A 16229-nucleotide genomic window follows, 5' to 3' on the forward strand; every position below is an offset into this window, starting at 1 on the left:
AGACTAGTGGACATGTTTTTTATGCAGGGCGCGCTCACTCAAAGTGATATCACGCAGCGTGTTTTCACGGGAAAGAATTTTCTGCGCATCCAGCTCGCCGATGGGCACTGTCACGCTTGGCGGTATATCGCCGCTGAGCTGTAGGGCTTGGTAGCGCAATGCGCATACGCGCAAAAACGACGTGAAATTTCCCAAGTCGTGCCCGGCATCAATCGACTCATGGTAAAGCCGGGTGATCATTTGGGCGGTATTCATACCATCGCGCTGGGCGATTTCTTCTAGCAGTTGCCAGAAGTAGTTCTCCATCCGTACGCTGGTTACCATCCCGTCGATGCGCAGCGAATGTGTAGCGCTTCGCCACAGCTCTGGGTCAGCATCAATAAACAGTTTGCACACAACGCCCCCTTGCGCTTACTCGCCACCATTGCATGCGTTCAGCATAGCGGTTGGTGTCATGCGCGCCCAACCTGTGGGCGCGCTCTTTCGCTTTACTTGTTCAATAGCGCCATAAACTGCGCCAGCCAAGCTGGATGGGCGGGCCATGCGGGTGCAGTCACAAGATTGCCATCCGTGACAGCATCGGTGACTTCCAAGTTGGCGAACTGCCCGCCAGCGAGCTCGACTTCCGGCTGGCATGCGGGATAAGCCGAGCACTGTTTGCCCTCTAGCACCTTGGCCGCGGCCAGTAGCTGGGCGCCATGGCAAATCGCCGCCACCGGTTTTTGGGTATCAAAAAAGTGCTTCACCATGGCGAGCACTTCTTGATTGAGGCGCAGGTACTCAGGCGCACGGCCACCAGGCACGACCAGGGCATCGTAATCGGCCGGGTTGATGCTGGCGAAATCTGCATTTAGCGCAAAACGGTGCCCGGGTTTCTCGCTATAGGTCTGGTCGCCTTCGAAATCGTGGATCGCGGTGGCAACTGTATCGCCTGAGGCTTTACCGGGGCATACCGCATCAACGTGGTGCCCCACCGCCATCAGCGCCTGAAAGGGCACCATGGTTTCGTAATCTTCGGTGAAATCACCGGTGATCATTAAAATACGTTTGCTGCTCATCTCCGTTCTCCTTGTGATTGTGTCGAGGTGGAGTACACGCAATAGACGTGTTTATTGAGACTAGCAAGCGCCGCACTTAGGCGGGTAGTACGCCCTTACTACACCGCGAGGTCATTTCACTCAGTACAAAAAAGCCCGCTGAGAACCAGCGGGCTTTTGGCTACTTAGTACTTAAATAACGAGCACTAGAGCAACGCGTCGATAGGCCGCTGGCCATCAAGCAGCGTGACTTCTTGATTGATGAGGCCAGGGGTTTGCACCACACGTAGCAATGCATAGGCCACGTTGGCCCGAGAGATTTGGTTATCCCCCGCTTCTTCGACGGTACTGGCAAACTTATGGGTCGGCGCATCATCGGTGAGGCGGCCTGGTTTTAGAATCACATAGGAGACATCGCTATGACGAAGATGAGCATCCGCCGCAAATTTGGCCGCCATATAGGGGCGCATTTTCTCTGGCGCTTCTAAAGGCTGCTCAGCGCGCATCGCACTGACCATAATGTAGCGAGATAGCCCACGCTGGCTGGCAATGTCCGCCGTACGAATGGCCCCAAATAGGTCAATCATTAGCGTTTTGTCAGGACCGGTATGGGGGCCAGAACCAGCCGTAAAGACGACCTGATCACAGCCCTCGAAGGCGTGTTCAAACTCCCCCTCTAAATCGCCCAGCACGGTTTGAATATCACGCTCCTGGAACCAAGCGGCCTGCTCTTCACTGCGAATCATGGCTCTAATAGGCGTGCCAGACTGCTTGGCTAATTCGCAAAACTGCTTGCCAATTTGACCATTGGCACCAATCACTAGCGTCGTCATATTGCCTCCTTGTCTCTTAATACTCCTTTATCAGTGCATGCTGTGCGCCTAAAGTTCAACTGCTGAATACAAAACAGCGAGCACCTTACGGTGTTCGCTGCTAACTATCAGTCAAGGGCAATGCTGTTGATCAGGTCAAACGAGCGGTATCCTGCTTCGCAGGCAGCGCTGCTTGATGCTGAGGACCATCACTCACGTGGAAGCGGCTAACCAGCGTGTGCATATCACCTGCGCGATCGTCCAAGGTCTGGCTAGCGGTAGAGGCTTCTTGTACCAAGCGCGCATTCTGATGCGTGACCTGATCCAACTGTGAGATCGCTTGGTTAATCTGCTCGATACCCGCCGACTGCTCTTTGGTCGCTCCGGCAATTTCCGTCACGTAACGAGTCACTTCGGAAAGGCTATCGATAATATCCTGCAAGTGATGGCTGGAGGCGTTCACCAACTGCTCACCTTCGCTCACTTTTTTAACGCTGTCGTCTACTAAATGACGAATTTGCGCTGCCTCCTCCGCACTGCGACCCGCTAGTTTGCGCACTTCCTGAGCAACCACGGCAAAACCACGGCCCTGCTCGCCCGCTCGCGCCGCTTCTACTGAGGCATTCAATGCCAATAGGTTGGTTTGGAAGGCGATATCGTCAATGGCTTTGATAATAGAGGTAATCTTTTCGCTCGCCTGTCGAATATCGCTCATGGCAGCAGTGGTGCGCTTGGCAACATCGCCCGCTGAACGCGCTCGCTCATCCACACTACCGCTGGCACCTTTAGCTTGGTCGGCGTAGTCAGCGGTCTGTTTTACCGTAGAGGTAATCTGCTCCAGGCTGGAGGCCGTCTCTGCTAGCGAGGCGGCTTGCTGATCGGTACGCTGAGAGAGGTTTTCATTACCTGCGGCAATTTCACGGCTGCTGGCGGCAATGGCTTCAGCGCTTTCACGAATTTGCGACACCATGCCTTCAAATGTATCCATCATGCGGTTAAACGCCTGAGCCGCTTGACCTACCTCATCGTTACGCTGCAGGGCTAAGCGCATGGATAAGTCAGCATTCTCACCAGCAGCGCCGCTGATGTTCTCCATCTGACGGCGCATTGCCACCAGCGGGCCGAGTACGCGCACCAATGTCCGCCAGCCAAAGATCGCCAGCACCCCGATGACGCCCGCCGTGACCAACAACAGCAGCGTTCGGCCAGCATTAGCCAAGGTTTGGGCTTCCTCACTGGCGCTGCTTGCCTGGGCAACGGTATAAGCTTCAATATCACCTAGCGCAGCACGCATCTGGCTCATCGCAGTGGCTACGTTGGCCAGTGCGGCCTGCACTTGGGCACCGAGGTCCAACTGCTGCTGGCGCAGCGCATAAACCGAGTCGGCGTCTTCCACCATGATGCCGTTGAGTTCGACAATCACCGCATCGAGTTCGCTAATCAGTGCACGCTGCTCGACTGTGGTGCTGGAGGCATCAGCAATCGCTGCCAGGGACTGGCGGGCCAGCGACACTTGCTGAGAAATCTCATTGCTGCGCAGATTCACCAACGCATCAATGCTATCCACTTGCATCATTTGCCGCCCTAAATCAGACAGCGTGGCAACCGCCATGCGGGCATTGCCACTCAGGCGGCCAATATCCACCCGAGCGGTGAACATGTTATCTAAAATTTGAGTGGGTAACGTGGTGGTCCCCTCTTCACGCCAAGCCTCCATTAGCTCTCGCTGGCGACGCTCCTCTCGCACTTGGGCCAGTGCTGTACGGCCAGCAATATCCTCTGCACTGCGCATCACGTTCGTAATGCCCGCTTGCATCTGAGCGATTTGCTCGGCCATTTGTGCCTGTAAGCTCAACGCGTCGCGGCGCACGTTTTCAAGGGCTTCGTCGCCTTCCAGCAGCAACTCATACTCACTATCCAGCGCGGCGAGCTGTTCGGCGGCATCGGTTTGCTCGATACGTGCAAGCCCAGTGCGTGCCTGGTCGTAGCGCGTGTCCAGCTCGCTGCGCGGAGTCACCTCTTCCAGCGCCTGGCTATTTTCGGCGGCCAGCAGGTCGGCATGACGTTGGCCGAATGCGCCCATGGTGAGCACCATGCTGCGGCTCGCATCTTGAAGCGGCAGTACGTCATCGGTCAGAAAATGCTGAACGTTGATCAGCCGCTGGTTGGTCATCCAACCGGTGCCCGCGAGCACAATGCTGCCCAGTACGGCGGCAGCAAAGAGGCTAATGAGCATAGCGCGGATACTTATGGTTTTTTTCATCAGGGGTATTCGCTGTGTCAGAGGTAAAGCTAACTAAAAATAAACAAGCAGTTACTGCGCTATACGGGACCAATCCACCGGCTCGAATCGGCCGTTTCGGATAATCGTTGGCCATACGGCATCACTTGCCTGATGGTCGTTCGGCCCTAAAGTGAGTGGCTCACCGACGCCAATATCAAGACTGCCAAGGCTTAGCAGGCCATCCACGACAGCTTCTCGATCAGGATCGCTGCCCGCGGCTTCAACGCCCTCGGCAAAAAGCTTCGCGGCCAGATACCCTTCCAGAGAGATAAAGTCGAGCGTGGCGTTCGGCGCGTATTCTGCCATCGCTTGGCGATACTCTTCTACCGCAGGTAGGTCCGCATCTAGAGGGGGGACCACTTGCGTCACAATAACGCCTTCCGCCTGTGGGCCAAGCGTATCTAACAGTGCTTGGCTACCCACAAACGAAACATTCAGAAAAAGTGCATCCGGCAAGTCTTGCCGCGCTTCACGAATAAAGTCGGCGGCTGGGCCAAATGTACCGACAATAATCACGGCCCGTGGCGTTACCGGCGCTTGTAAAATACTGGCTAAGCCCTGGTGAACATTACGAGTACCGCGTGAGAAACGGCCATGCACCAATTGCTCAGTATTCGAAATGCCTTGAGCATTCAACGCACGAATGGCGCCGTTATAGCCCGCATCACCGAAGCTATCGTTCTGGGTAAAAAAAGCGATCTCGTCAGGTTCAATACCTGCTTCCAGTAAGCCATCAATCATCGCGGCCGTTTCTTGAACGTAGCTTGCCCGGTAATTGATCACATAGCGGTCAGGCGGGGAGCGGCGCAGAATACCAGCCCCGGTAAACGCACCAAACAACAGCGTCTTTTCCTGATTATAAATAGGGATCGTGACCGCAGCAGTGGGCGTCCCGACATTTCCAATCGCGGCAAGCAGGCTGTCATTACCCACGAGTTCACGGGTGTATTTGGCAGCCTGCAGCGGCGAATATTGGTCATCAAAGGTTGTTAGGCTAAGGGTTTGGCCATTGATGCCACCTTCAGCATTCAGCTTTGCAAAGTAGGCTTCCACTCCTTGCTGCATACCCATACCTAAGGGTGCTGCACCGCCACTGGCAGGAGCTACCATGCCTACTTCAAGCTCTGCTTGGGCCAATGGCGCGGCCAATAATCCAGCAGCCAATAGCCATGTTTTGATTCGCCGCATTGATTTCTCCCACACGTGTTACTTTTTCCTATTATCGGCGGAAGAATATACGACTTAAGCTTAACTAGCCTTAAACAGAATGTAATAAAACGTGTCGTCGGTTACGCAGGCCGCTCAATAGCAAAGCGGTCGGTAATGCGCACATAGTCGCTGCCCGCCAAGCGGCCAATCGGTTGGAGTGCCTCCATATTAACGTGGCGGCCATCCCATAATTCATCGTCGATGTATATCGCCACGATTTGTACCAACACAAGGCTACCGGCCAACGGTCGATCACCAAAGCGAATCACATCCACCAGTTTGCAACCAAACGCGACGGGGGCTGCGGCAATACGGGGCACCCGGATGCCTTGCATGGTGGCCTTTTCAAGCCCTGCCAGGGTGAACTCGTCTTCCTCTCTGGGCAGGCTGGCGCTGGTGGTATTGAGCGCTTCAATCAATCCTTCGGTACCCACGTGCACAACACACTCTTCGAGGTCGTCTAAGTTGCGAAGCGTGTCCTTGGGCTGCGCGCTACCATCCAGCAGGGGTGAAAAAGCCAGGATGGGCGGGTCGATGCTGGCTACGTTAAAAAACGAGAACGGCGCTAAATTGGCGTTGCCACGCTTGTCTTGTGTTGCCACCCAGGCAATAGGCCGGGGACAGACGCTACCTGACAGCAGCCGGTAGAGGGTTCCAGCACTCAGCGGAGATTGTTCTAGCAGGGCTTCCATGGGCGCTCCTTATCACATAACGAGAGAGTTCTCCTTAATAGGCAGCCGCAGCCTAACCACTGTCAAGTATGTTAGCCTTTATAGACTCACTGGGATACCAAGGAACTGAATGCTCACTATTTCCAATAGCGTCAGCGTGGCGGACTGGGAAATTGATATTAGCCAAATTCGCGCCCAGGGCGCTGGCGGCCAAAATGTCAATAAAGTTGCCTCAGCGGTGCATTTGCGTTTCGATATTCAGCGTTCAACGCTGCCGCCGGTTTATAAAGAGCGCCTGATGGCACTCTCCGACCAGCGCATCAGCAAAGAGGGCGTGGTGATTATTAAAGCCCAGAGCTACCGCACCTTGGAGTTGAATAAAGAGGATGCCTTGAACCGCCTGCAGGCGCTGATCAAGAGCGTAGCCAAACAGCCTAAAACGCGCCGCCCTACAAAACCCACGAAGGGCTCACAGCGTCGCCGGGTAGACCATAAAACCCGCAAAGGAAAAATTAAGTCACTGCGTGGTAAAGTGCCGGTGGGCTAGGGGTTATCCCGCCCAAAATCTTCTTCCATGCCTAACACAGTGACCCAAATGCCCACGTCTCCTCGTCCGCTATCGCCCTGCATTCATGTCTGCCAAATAGAGCCTAGCACTCAGATGTGCCAGGGCTGCGGGCGCACGTTGGATGAAATCGCCTGCTGGGGAAGTATGACCGAGGCCGAGAAGGCCCCGGTGTGGGAACGCATTGAACAAGCAGGCTATGTTGAGCAGCAAAACGCGGCAAGAGATGCCACCACAGGCTGAACGGCTGTTTCGCTTAACGCTCTTCGTCGTGGCGATCGCTCAAGATATGGTGAAGCTCACCACAGGCCACCATCGGGTCATCGCAGTTGATGACAATATTAGACTCCGCCAGCACGTAGCTGCGTCCGGTAATGGTGTTTTCTACTACTTGGTAAGCGCCTTCTTGATGCGTACCGGTAAAGGTACCGATGAAGCCTGTCTCCCGCAGCGATATCGTTTCTAACTTGTCGCCCAGCTTTAACCGCCCTTCGTAATTCATCAATGCCAGCCGTGCCGACGTACCGGTGCCCGTCGTGCTGCGACAAATCACGCCAGGGTGAACATACGTCGTGGAGCGAGAGCGGATATAGCCTTCCGCCACCGACTCTTCTGGCCCCATGAAGTGCAAAAACGGCAGCGGCCCCACATCCCCCAAGGTATAGTGAGAGAAGCCGCGCTGCGCCTGAATCGCCTCGACGATTTTGTGAGCGCAAGCCGCCAGCGCCTGCTCTTCATCACGTACCAGTTTGAAGCCCAGCGACTCAGCATCGACCAGGGCGTAAAAGCCGCCGCTGTAAGCGACCGAGTAAGTGACTTCACCGATCCCCGGGACTTGGATGGTGTCGCGGTAGGTGTCGATATAGCTGGGCAAGCCTTCACAGGTAACGGATTCCACCACGCCGTTATGCACCCGCGCTTCGATTTGCACCAAACCCGCCGGGGCTTCCAGCTTGAAGCGCTGAATCCCCTCCTGCTTGGGCACGATACCGGTCTCGAGCACGGCCGTCGCCGTACACAGCGTGTTCGAGCCCGAGTAAATTGGGTAACCCATCACTTCCATGATGATGTACCCGGCAACGGCTTCTGGGTCGGTGGCGGGCACCAATAGATCCACCGACATTTCGGGAATGCCGTAGGGTTCTTCTAGTAGCAAACGGCGCAACCCATCAGCGTCGTCACGCAGATACTCCATCTGCTGGCGAACCGTGGCACCGGGCAACGTATCAATACCGCCAGTGACGATGCGGCTCACATCGCCCCCGGCATGTGTGTCCAACAATTGAATCGTATGAAGGTTTTTCACTCACCCGGCTCCTAGGCAGTGGTAATGGCAAACGGTGCACCGTGGGTGTCCCACTGAGCATCGGGGACAATAACGATTTTCCCCAGGTAGTTGCTGCCCCGGTTCACAAAGTAGCGCTCGGCCTGATGTAATTCCGAGAGTTTGAACGCGCCGTGCAGCACCGGCTTCAACTCACCGCTACGAATCCAGGCGACTAGTTGCTCTGCCTCCTCGCGAGTGCCGTGGGAAACACCGAAAATCTGCACCTGATACAGGTAGACTCGGGTCCACATAATCTCGCTAAGGTTGCCGCCGCTAGCACCGGCAATGGAAAGCCGAGGATACGTAGCGCGGCTATGCATATCGCCAATCATGGTGTCGATAAACAGGTCGGTCATCTCGCCGCCAACGAGATCCATCACGGCATCTATGGCTTGCCCCTTGGTTTCTGCCAACACACGCTCGACAAACGTCGGTAAGTCACCACGATCAATCACCGCTTCTGCGCCGAGCGAAATAAGCGCATCGGCTTTATCAAGCTGACTGACGGCGTAGGGAATCGCGCCGACGATACGACAGAGCTGAATCAATGCCGTGCCGACCCCTCCGCTGGCACCACTGACGAGAACGCGCTCTCCCGCCTGAACGTTGGCGGCAGTCATCATGTGGTAGGCCGTTTGATAAGAGCACATGCCCATGGCGGCCAGCTCCGCATCGTGCAGCTCAGGGTTAGCCACATGGTGGAACTGGTCGGCAGGCACCGCCACGTACTCGGCGTAGCCGCCATCGGCACCGTGGCCGTAGTAGTCCGGCGTCAGGTTGATGTCGCGACGCTCATCGGCGTAAAGATTGAAATCCAGCAGGCCGCGCTCGCCAATGCGCTGGGCGTCGACGCCCTCCCCCACGGCGACGATCCGCCCAGCCACGTCGGCCCCCTGTATGCGGGGGAACGTCAGCGTCGGGGAGCCGCCCATGGCAAACGAGGTGACGTCCTCTTTCCCTTTGGTGGGGTATAGCCCTTCGCGTGCTTTGCGGTCGGTGTTGTTTTTCGCTGTGGCCGTGACCTGCACCAGCACCTGCCCCGGGCCTGGCTGTGGCGTAGGTACATCTTGGCGGTACTGCAGCACGTCCACATCACCGTGGCCGGTTAAGAGCATCGCTGACATCGTGGCAGGTATCGCCGCGTTGTTATCCGTATGGGCCATGGGGGGCTCCTTATTCAGTGCATATGCCGCGACAATAACAAACGCCGGGCGAGGTTCAAGGGACTAGCCGAAGACCGGCACACCGATGATCACCGGGTGTAGATAGAAGGCAAACAGGGCATACGCCACTACGCCAATCGCCACCGTGGCCAGCGTAGCCGCCAGCGAAGTTGATTGCGGTGCAGCGGGCTGCTGACGGCTACGCTGTTTAGCGGCTTTAAACGCCAAAATAGCCCAGACAAGAAACGCTGCAAAAAAGAGGATATCGCTCAGTCGGCCATTCACTAGCAGGTGGGCAAACGCCCAGATTTTGACGGCCAGCATCATCGGGTGGCCTAGCTTGGCTTTGATCGCGTTACCCGGCACATACGCTGCCACCAACATAATAAACGCGGGCAGCATCAGCAGCGCCACTGCATGGCGTAAGCCCATCGGCGGAAACCATAGATTGATAGGGTCGAGGCGCGTTTGGCCATAGCCATAAATCGCGATGGCAAGCCCAATGACGGCCACCACGGAGTAAGCGATTTTCCAGGTGCCCTCGCCCCGCGCGGCAATCTGTTGCTGCCGCCAGGATTCCGCAAAAATACGTACCGAGTGCCCGCCTAAAAAGATCAGCAGGCCTAAGATCATGAGGGTCATGGTGGTCACTCTCCGGTGAGTTGCAAGTCGTTGGTCGAGTGGGAGCATGCCACACTCCTTGGCAAACCACATGGCGCGGCGTCAACTTTTCGCCAATAGTGATGGAGAGCAAAACCCGTCAAGCTAGACGACTGACTGTACCTCTGCCCTCGCCAAGGATCGGTATGCTTCACTTCCCCTCGACGTACCATCGCCGTCTCACCTGGACCTATTTTGGGCTGTTCATTGCCATTGGCATGACCGGCGGGCTGCTAGGCCCTGCCCTGCCCCATTTAGCCGCAGCGAGCGGCTCTTCCATGAGCCAGATTGCAGTACTGTTCACCGCCCGAGCGGTGGGCAATATGAGCGGCGCTATTGTAACGGGGCTGCTGATGGACCGCTTTAACGGCCATCGCGTGTTGTTAATGATGGGGGGACTGGCGGTGGCAGGACTCGCCTTGGCGCCGCTTAGCCCGCTCCTGGTGCTGTTAACGCTGCTGTTTATGCTGTTGGGCTTTGCGGAAGTATCGCTAAACGCGGGGGGAAATACGCTACTGCTATGGCTACACCGCGATGCGGCAGGCCCAAACGTGAGCGCGCTACACTTCTGCTTTAGCTTCGGCAACATGCTTACGCCGCTGATTATGATTGCCGCACTCTCACTTACCGGGCAATTTCATCTCACGTTTTGGATTGTTGCATTAAGCGTGGCTGCCATGCTGTGGCCACTTTCGCGCTTTGCCAGCCCGACTATGCCAACGGTAGACCCTGACCCAGCCACTTTGGCAGCGCTCAAACATCGTGACCCACTGCTGCTGGGGCTATTTATGCTGCTGTTTTCCATTTATGTGGGCATTGAAATTACGTTTGCTGGCTGGGTGACGGCGTATGGCGCGCTGTCAGGGCTGACTACCGAGCAGGCGGCACTGCTGGCCACTCTATTCTGGCTAGCGCTATCTGCTGGCCGTTTGCTGGCCATTCCTCTGCTGCGTGTTTGTTCACCCTGGCAGGTGTTAGCCAGTTGTTTGGCGCTGGGCTTGGGTGCCTCGGCCGGCCTGCATTTTAACTGGCTGCCTCTAAGCCTCGGAGCACTGCTGTTTGGGCTTTCGGCCTCTGCTTTTTTCCCGACACTCTTTGCGCTATGCAATCAGGCCATTGTGATGCGGGGCCGCACCACCGGCGCTATTTTTACCGCAGCGGGTAGCGGTGCGTTGATTATTCCGTCTTTAACAGGCCCGCTGCTGGATATCGCTGGGGCCCGGGCTTTTCCTATGTTACTGGCCGCTCTGTGGCTCTTGATTGCGCTGGGGCTTTGCATGCTGGCATTTCGTTTACACCAACTCACCACCCGGCAAGGGCTTTAGAACCAGTCTTTGCGTTTAAACAGCCAGATTAAAATACCGCCAATACCCAACATGGCCCCCCATACAAAGAAGTAGCCGTATTGATAGCTAAGCTCAGGCATATATTCGAAGTTCATTCCGTAAATACCGGCAATGAACGTCAGCGGAACAAAAATAGCGGTAATCACCGTCAAGACACGCATCGTGATATTTAGCTGGTGAGAAGAAATAGAGATATAGCCATCCACCAAGTCACCGCAAATATCGTAGTACATTTGTGTCAGCGTATAGAGGCGCTCAAAGCGCTCCTCTACATCGGTAATCGCGTGCAGGGTTTCACTCTCACCTCTAGGTAAGTGGGCGTAGTCATACGCCGTTAGCTCTTGAGTAATACCTTTGTGATAGCTAAAGATGCGCCGCATTTTCACCAGCCGCGAGCGGTAAGTCGTAATTTTACGCATCAGAACATCGTTGCCGTTTTCGAGCAGCTCATCCTCAAGATCACTAAGTTCCATCTCAAACTCCAGCAGGCTATCAATATAAAATCCTGCTGAGGTATACATCACTTTTAATGCCACATGCTCTGGGGAAAGCGCCAGCAACGCCTTACCCTGCTCATTTAACAGCCGCTCAATACTCAAGGCTTCTCCGGGGTGAAGCGTTATCAAAAAACGTTCGCCGATAAAGAAACAGACCTGCTGGGGCACAAAATTAAGCTGGGCATCGAATGATGAAATGCCGCGATAAATAATCAGCGTATGGTTCTCAAACTCTTCAATTTTCGGCGGGTGTCGCTCTTTATGGGCATCTTGAATGGCCAAGGGATGGCAGTCAAAACGCTCTAGCACATCACGCTCCTGCGCTTCGCTTTCGCCTTTCATATCAACCCACAAATGGGCAGTGGGCATTGTTTTCCAGTCGTCGATTAGGCGTACATCCCCCTCACGCACATCGCCTTCTGGGGTGGTTAATATGCAACGAATCATTTTCTTCCCTGGGTTCGTTAAGTCTTGGGCGTTATATCTGCCGGGCGCGCTAGCTCTATACGCGCTTTACCCGCCCGCTTAGCCATATACATTGCCACGTCAGCTCGCTTTAACAACTCCTGAGCCGTTTCAGACGCCCCTGGCAAAAATAGCGCTACACCGATGCTGGTACTAACCCGTAAGGTAGAGCTACCAACATGAAGCGGCTCTTCAATGAGGCGAATCAGTTTCTGGGCCAATGGCTCTAGCGCCTCGGCGGTGACTCCTTCTAGCAGCACGACAAACTCGTCTCCTGCCCAACGGGCAACAAAGTCCGTCTCGCGAACGGCATACTGCAAGCGCTTGGCAACGTCGCGCAGCAGTTCATCACCCATGGCGTGGCCATGCTGGTCGTTAACACGCTTGAACCCGTCTAAATCAAGAAACAGCACCGCCAGCGGGTTTAGGGTACGGCGCACCCGCGCCATCGCTTCGGATAAGCGCTCGTCAAGCGCACGGCGATTAGGCAACCGAGTCAGTACATCTTCACGGGCCTGTTGATCCCGAAGCCGCTCTAGCTGCTGGCGCTCAGTGATATCGTGAATAAACAGGCTACGGCGCATCCGACCATTAATCTCATAGCTTTTCAAGCGTACTTCGACCGGCAAGCGGACGCCATCACGGCGCGTCGCCTCACAAGAAATAGGCGCAGATTCATCTTGATTGGGTAGCCCTTGGGGAAACATAAGCGCCGTTAGTGGGCGCATTAAAGCTTCTTTGCGACTCCAGCCAAATATACTCTCTGCAGCACGGTTCCAGTCCAGCACCCGCTCTTGGGCGTCAATGCTCAGATAGGCATCGTAGGCAGACTCAATCACCAAATTGAGCTCGCGAGTACGCCGCTCGATTTGCTGTTCAAGGCTTTGATGAAGCTCAGTGAGCGCTTTTTGGGTGGCAATACTATTTTTTTGCTCTTTAATGAGCCGTTCGCGCAGGTGAATCTCACCGGTCACAATGTCGGCTAAATCTTGCAACGCGGCCTGCTCCTGAGCGCTCAACTGCCGCGGTTTGCTATCCATCGCACACAGCGAACCCAGCACCAATCCCTGTGAGTTTTTAAGCGGAATGCCTGCGTAAAAACGTATTCCATCAGGTCGAGTCACGAAAGGGTTGGTGGCAAAACGCTCATCTTGCAGCGCATCTTTCACCACCAACGGAGAAGCTTCCAGCACGGTGTAGGCACAAAACGCCACATCCCGCGGCGTTTCGGAGATATTGATACCAACTTGCGACTTAAACCACTGCCGATCGGAATCAATCAGAGTGATAGTTGACTGTGGCACACCGAGTAGCACCGTTACCAAGCGCGTAATGCGATCAAAAACAGGCTCGTTCGGCGTATCCAACAGTGCTAGCTCGTTAAGCGCAGCCAAACGGGCATTTTCGTTAGGAGGTAACAGGTGGCTCATGGCGATCGCACCTACAGTAGTAGTCAGATCCCTGCCAGCATAACGCGAAACGAAATTTCCTGCTTAACGCCTTGATTAACGGGCAAGGACGCGGCGCTTGTTGGCTCCAGCAATGATCATACTCACCGCAGTTGAGAGCAGCAGCGCCCCAACAAACGGGCCAAGGGTTGGTACGCTGCCGGGGAAGGTGGCTGCTATCACTCCCGCACTAACACTGCCTTGGCTCAACCAACCCGGCAGCACAGCGCCCACTAGCCCAGCAAGCCCGCCGCCTATCGCAGCCATAGGCGTCATGCGTTGCCATAAGCCAAGCAGTACCGGTACCACGATGGCGGCACACAGCAGATCGGCAATCAGGAACAGGCGAAGCACCGAGAGCCCCTGCAGAGCAATCACAATCACCGGCACCATGATCGCGACAGTAAGCCAGCGGGCCTTGGTTAAAGCATCTGGGCGGTCGCCGCTGGCCCATAGCGAGGCAATCCCGTTTTGTAACGTGTCGACGCTAGACGTGACCAGGGTAACGGCAAGTACCAGTGACGGCAGCGTGATCCATATCGGCGCATCGCTTAACAGCGCAAAAAACGGCATGGGAGGCTCACCTAAGCTGACACCGCTCATGGCGGCCATCATGCCCACGCCACCAATTACCATCACCACGAGAATCGTCATACCACCGCCTAGCCAAGCGCCACGCCCAAGGCTTTGGTCATCTTGTGCCGCCCACACTCGCTGCCAATAGCCCTGGTGGAATAAATTGGCAGCCGTCACAGCAATCACCAGCGTCAATGCCACGCTGAGCGAGCTACCGATTGGCAATGAGGGTAAAGCGGCGTCGCTGGGCATGCTCGGTAGCCGCCAAAGCGTTACGCTCGCCACCGCCAGTAGTAGGGCCAACAGCAGCCATGCCTGCCAACGGTCGGTCGCAAGGCTGGCGCGAAGGCCGCCCATCACGGTGTACACCAGCGTCGTTAGAGCAACGCCAATGATCACCACGGCAGGCGGCACATCAGAGAGCAGCGCGGTAATAGCCCCAATGGCAGTTAACTCAGCGGCTAAAAAGCAGCCCATATAAGCAACAGATACCATCGCCACAAAGCGACGAACGTTTTTGCCATAGCACGCCTCAGCAAACTCCGCGATGCTGCGCCCTTCAGGCAGCGCTTGGCGTATTTTTGGCCCATAAAGGCCCAATACAATAAACGGAAGCGCCGAGCCAAAGGCATAGCCCAGCAGCGCCACGGGGCCAACAAAGGCACCAATTTCAGGTGGAGCAAACAGAATCCAGGCACCCATTCCAGAGGCTAAAAAAGACAGCCCCAGAGTGGACGCAGTTTGCGAGTTGCGGGCGGTGACATAATCATCCAGCGAGCCGCCGCCAAAGCGTGCCCGAAGACCCAGAAATGCAAAGCAGCACAGGGCTGCGCCTAACACAGCAGACGTTAGGTATGGCATGTCGCGCTTCCTCCGCCGGTACGAACCGGATCAGGTTCCAGGGTCTGCGTTACGCGCATTCTCAGCCCGTTTTGGGCTCCCCTGGCGACAGTGAATGAAGGCGTCATCCTCAATCAAAGCAGCGCCGTAGTAAAGTCTTAAGGCGTTTCGCGAACCAATTCGTCAGGCTTTTTCGGCACGCGCCCCATGAGATAGAACTCGGAATTAGGCGGCGTGCCCGCTAGGGTCACCAGGCGATTCGACATACCAAAAAAAGCGCGAAACTCCTCAGGGCGATGCGCCAGCATCAGAAACACATTAGGCACGAACCCCGCTTTTTCCTGCACAGCTAACATCGCATCACGAATATCGTTTGGCACATCATCCAGCGTTTCGGGAAGTTTAAAACGGCTAATAGCAGCAGACATATTGACACCTTCTTGTTATGTTCATGATATAAATAGCGCGATTAAATTAACTGGTAACAAATAGCTAACTAAAGCACCTTTCATTTCGCGTTCGCGCTCACCATACTCTTATTAAGTCCATGTCATAAAAGCCGTACGTTATCAGCAAAGCGGCGTACTAACAGGGAAACCACCATGACATACTCTGAAGCTAAAGAGCACACGCCAGGGCGTTTGCATGAGCTTTTTGCCGACCCTTACCGTGCGTTCGAAAACGATACGGATGAGCGTCAGCTACATATCCGCGTTATGCTTCATACGCTGCTAGCACGCCCGATGCAGCGCGGGCAAGTCACTCTACGTGTCATTCATGGCTGGGAGAACGGAGGCTTTGAGCCATCTGACCTGCAGCACGCCGATTATGCGCTACATAGCTTAGATGACTACCACACTGCCGTGGAGCGCTTCACCACCGCCACCCGGCAAAATGAGCCGCTGCCTGCCGATAACACGTCCATTTTAGCTGCCCCTCTTGCCGATGCCATCACAGATGCCGAGGCAGAAGGCCAAACGCTGACAGACGATATTGTCGAAACGCCTGCACGTTGGCCTGCGTTTAATGGTGGGTTAGCCCTCTATACGCTATTTAAGATGTATCACCGCCTGGTTTACGGCGAAGATGACAGTTATCGTTGCTCTCAGTGCAATACCCCACATGGCCCCCGTGAAATCCATGAATTCCACATGGAAGAGGGTGAGTTTGCACTGCTGGCCCCCATAAGCGAGCAGCACGACGCTCCTTACCTGCTAGTGCTCCATGAAAGCCAGCTTGCCCCCATTGAGCAACTGCTCAACGACAGCCTGCCACTATTTGATCGTTTTTAACGCGCTTGCGCCTCCTCCGCTAGCGTGGAAGAGGCGC

Annotated in this window: 17 protein-coding genes and 1 riboswitch; of the genes, 4 read left to right on the forward strand and 13 right to left on the reverse strand. The window is 55.4% G+C overall.

Annotation, left to right across the window (positions count from 1 at the left end; all coding sequences use genetic code 11):
- Positions 1 to 3: 3 nt before the first annotated feature.
- The 6 genes from AC13CN_RS16410 to AC13CN_RS16435 all read right to left on the reverse strand — a co-directional run bounded on the left by AC13CN_RS16410 (position 4) and on the right by AC13CN_RS16435 (position 6034).
- Positions 4 to 396 (reverse strand): ribbon-helix-helix domain-containing protein, encoded by a 393-nt coding sequence (locus AC13CN_RS16410; RefSeq protein WP_054641477.1) that lies wholly within the window; start codon positions 394 to 396, stop codon positions 4 to 6.
- 92 nt (positions 397 to 488) lie between these two features.
- Positions 489 to 1058 (reverse strand): DJ-1/PfpI family protein, encoded by a 570-nt coding sequence (locus tag AC13CN_RS16415; RefSeq protein ID WP_054645225.1) that lies wholly within the window; start codon positions 1056 to 1058, stop codon positions 489 to 491.
- A gap of 185 nt (positions 1059 to 1243) precedes the next feature.
- Positions 1244 to 1870, reverse strand: coding sequence for an SDR family oxidoreductase (locus AC13CN_RS16420; RefSeq protein WP_054645268.1), 627 nt, complete (start codon positions 1868 to 1870; stop codon positions 1244 to 1246).
- Between the two features lie 130 nt (positions 1871 to 2000).
- On the reverse strand, positions 2001 to 4112 hold the full coding sequence (locus AC13CN_RS16425) for a methyl-accepting chemotaxis protein (protein WP_054641545.1): 2112 nt from the start codon (positions 4110 to 4112) through the stop codon (positions 2001 to 2003).
- Between the two features lie 51 nt (positions 4113 to 4163).
- Positions 4164 to 5321 (reverse strand): ABC transporter substrate-binding protein, encoded by a 1158-nt coding sequence (locus tag AC13CN_RS16430; RefSeq protein ID WP_062360184.1) that lies wholly within the window; start codon positions 5319 to 5321, stop codon positions 4164 to 4166.
- 101 nt (positions 5322 to 5422) lie between these two features.
- Positions 5423 to 6034, reverse strand: a complete 612-nt coding sequence (locus AC13CN_RS16435) for a flavin reductase family protein (RefSeq protein ID WP_089675146.1) — start codon at positions 6032 to 6034, stop codon at positions 5423 to 5425.
- A 109-nt stretch (positions 6035 to 6143) separates the two neighbouring features.
- On the opposite strand from AC13CN_RS16435, the gene arfB reads away from it, so the two are divergent.
- Positions 6144 to 6560, forward strand: coding sequence for an alternative ribosome rescue aminoacyl-tRNA hydrolase ArfB (gene arfB / locus AC13CN_RS16440; RefSeq protein ID WP_062360180.1), 417 nt, complete (start codon positions 6144 to 6146; stop codon positions 6558 to 6560).
- Positions 6561 to 6608: 48 nt separating this feature from the next.
- Positions 6609 to 6821: a DUF1289 domain-containing protein gene (locus AC13CN_RS16445; RefSeq protein ID WP_054641552.1), complete on the forward strand. Its 213-nt coding sequence runs from the start codon at positions 6609 to 6611 to the stop codon at positions 6819 to 6821.
- A 13-nt stretch (positions 6822 to 6834) separates the two neighbouring features.
- Here the strand turns inward: AC13CN_RS16445 and AC13CN_RS16450 are convergent, their stop codons facing one another.
- The 3 genes from AC13CN_RS16450 to AC13CN_RS16460 all read right to left on the reverse strand — a co-directional run bounded on the left by AC13CN_RS16450 (position 6835) and on the right by AC13CN_RS16460 (position 9710).
- A complete protein-coding gene (locus tag AC13CN_RS16450; protein ID WP_062360178.1) occupies positions 6835 to 7884 on the reverse strand; it encodes a proline racemase family protein in 1050 nt (349 codons plus the stop codon).
- A gap of 11 nt (positions 7885 to 7895) precedes the next feature.
- A complete protein-coding gene (locus AC13CN_RS16455) occupies positions 7896 to 9068 on the reverse strand; it encodes an alcohol dehydrogenase catalytic domain-containing protein (RefSeq protein WP_228219322.1) in 1173 nt (390 codons plus the stop codon).
- A gap of 63 nt (positions 9069 to 9131) precedes the next feature.
- Entirely contained in the window at positions 9132 to 9710 is a 579-nt protein-coding gene (locus AC13CN_RS16460; RefSeq protein ID WP_253556940.1) for an NnrU family protein, read from the reverse strand.
- Positions 9711 to 9874: 164 nt separating this feature from the next.
- Here AC13CN_RS16460 and AC13CN_RS16465 point away from each other — a divergent pair, with 164 nt between their 5' ends.
- A complete protein-coding gene (locus AC13CN_RS16465) occupies positions 9875 to 11053 on the forward strand; it encodes an MFS transporter (protein WP_062360165.1) in 1179 nt (392 codons plus the stop codon).
- Here the strand turns inward: AC13CN_RS16465 and corA are convergent.
- From corA to AC13CN_RS16485, 4 genes are all read right to left on the reverse strand, one after another.
- Positions 11050 to 12018: a magnesium/cobalt transporter CorA gene (gene corA, locus AC13CN_RS16470; RefSeq protein WP_062360163.1), complete on the reverse strand. Its 969-nt coding sequence runs from the start codon at positions 12016 to 12018 to the stop codon at positions 11050 to 11052. The two genes, AC13CN_RS16465 and corA, sit on opposite strands and share 4 nt — an antisense overlap.
- Positions 12019 to 12035: 17 nt before the next feature.
- On the reverse strand, positions 12036 to 13466 hold the full coding sequence (locus tag AC13CN_RS16475; protein WP_089675143.1) for a sensor domain-containing diguanylate cyclase: 1431 nt from the start codon (positions 13464 to 13466) through the stop codon (positions 12036 to 12038).
- Between the two features lie 75 nt (positions 13467 to 13541).
- Positions 13542 to 14921: a sodium:solute symporter family transporter gene (locus tag AC13CN_RS16480; RefSeq protein ID WP_062360162.1), complete on the reverse strand. Its 1380-nt coding sequence runs from the start codon at positions 14919 to 14921 to the stop codon at positions 13542 to 13544.
- Positions 14911 to 15014: riboswitch (TPP riboswitch) on the reverse strand. (Overlaps the previous gene by 11 nt.)
- 44 nt (positions 15015 to 15058) lie before the next feature.
- Positions 15059 to 15328: a carboxymuconolactone decarboxylase family protein gene (locus AC13CN_RS16485; RefSeq protein WP_054645264.1), complete on the reverse strand. Its 270-nt coding sequence runs from the start codon at positions 15326 to 15328 to the stop codon at positions 15059 to 15061.
- A gap of 174 nt (positions 15329 to 15502) precedes the next feature.
- On the opposite strand from AC13CN_RS16485, the gene AC13CN_RS16490 reads away from it, so the two are divergent.
- Positions 15503 to 16192, forward strand: coding sequence for a hypothetical protein (locus AC13CN_RS16490; protein ID WP_062360161.1), 690 nt, complete (start codon positions 15503 to 15505; stop codon positions 16190 to 16192).
- The last annotated feature ends 37 nt before the right edge of the window (positions 16193 to 16229 follow it).

This window comes from Vreelandella sp. L-25 (assembly GCF_056857535.1).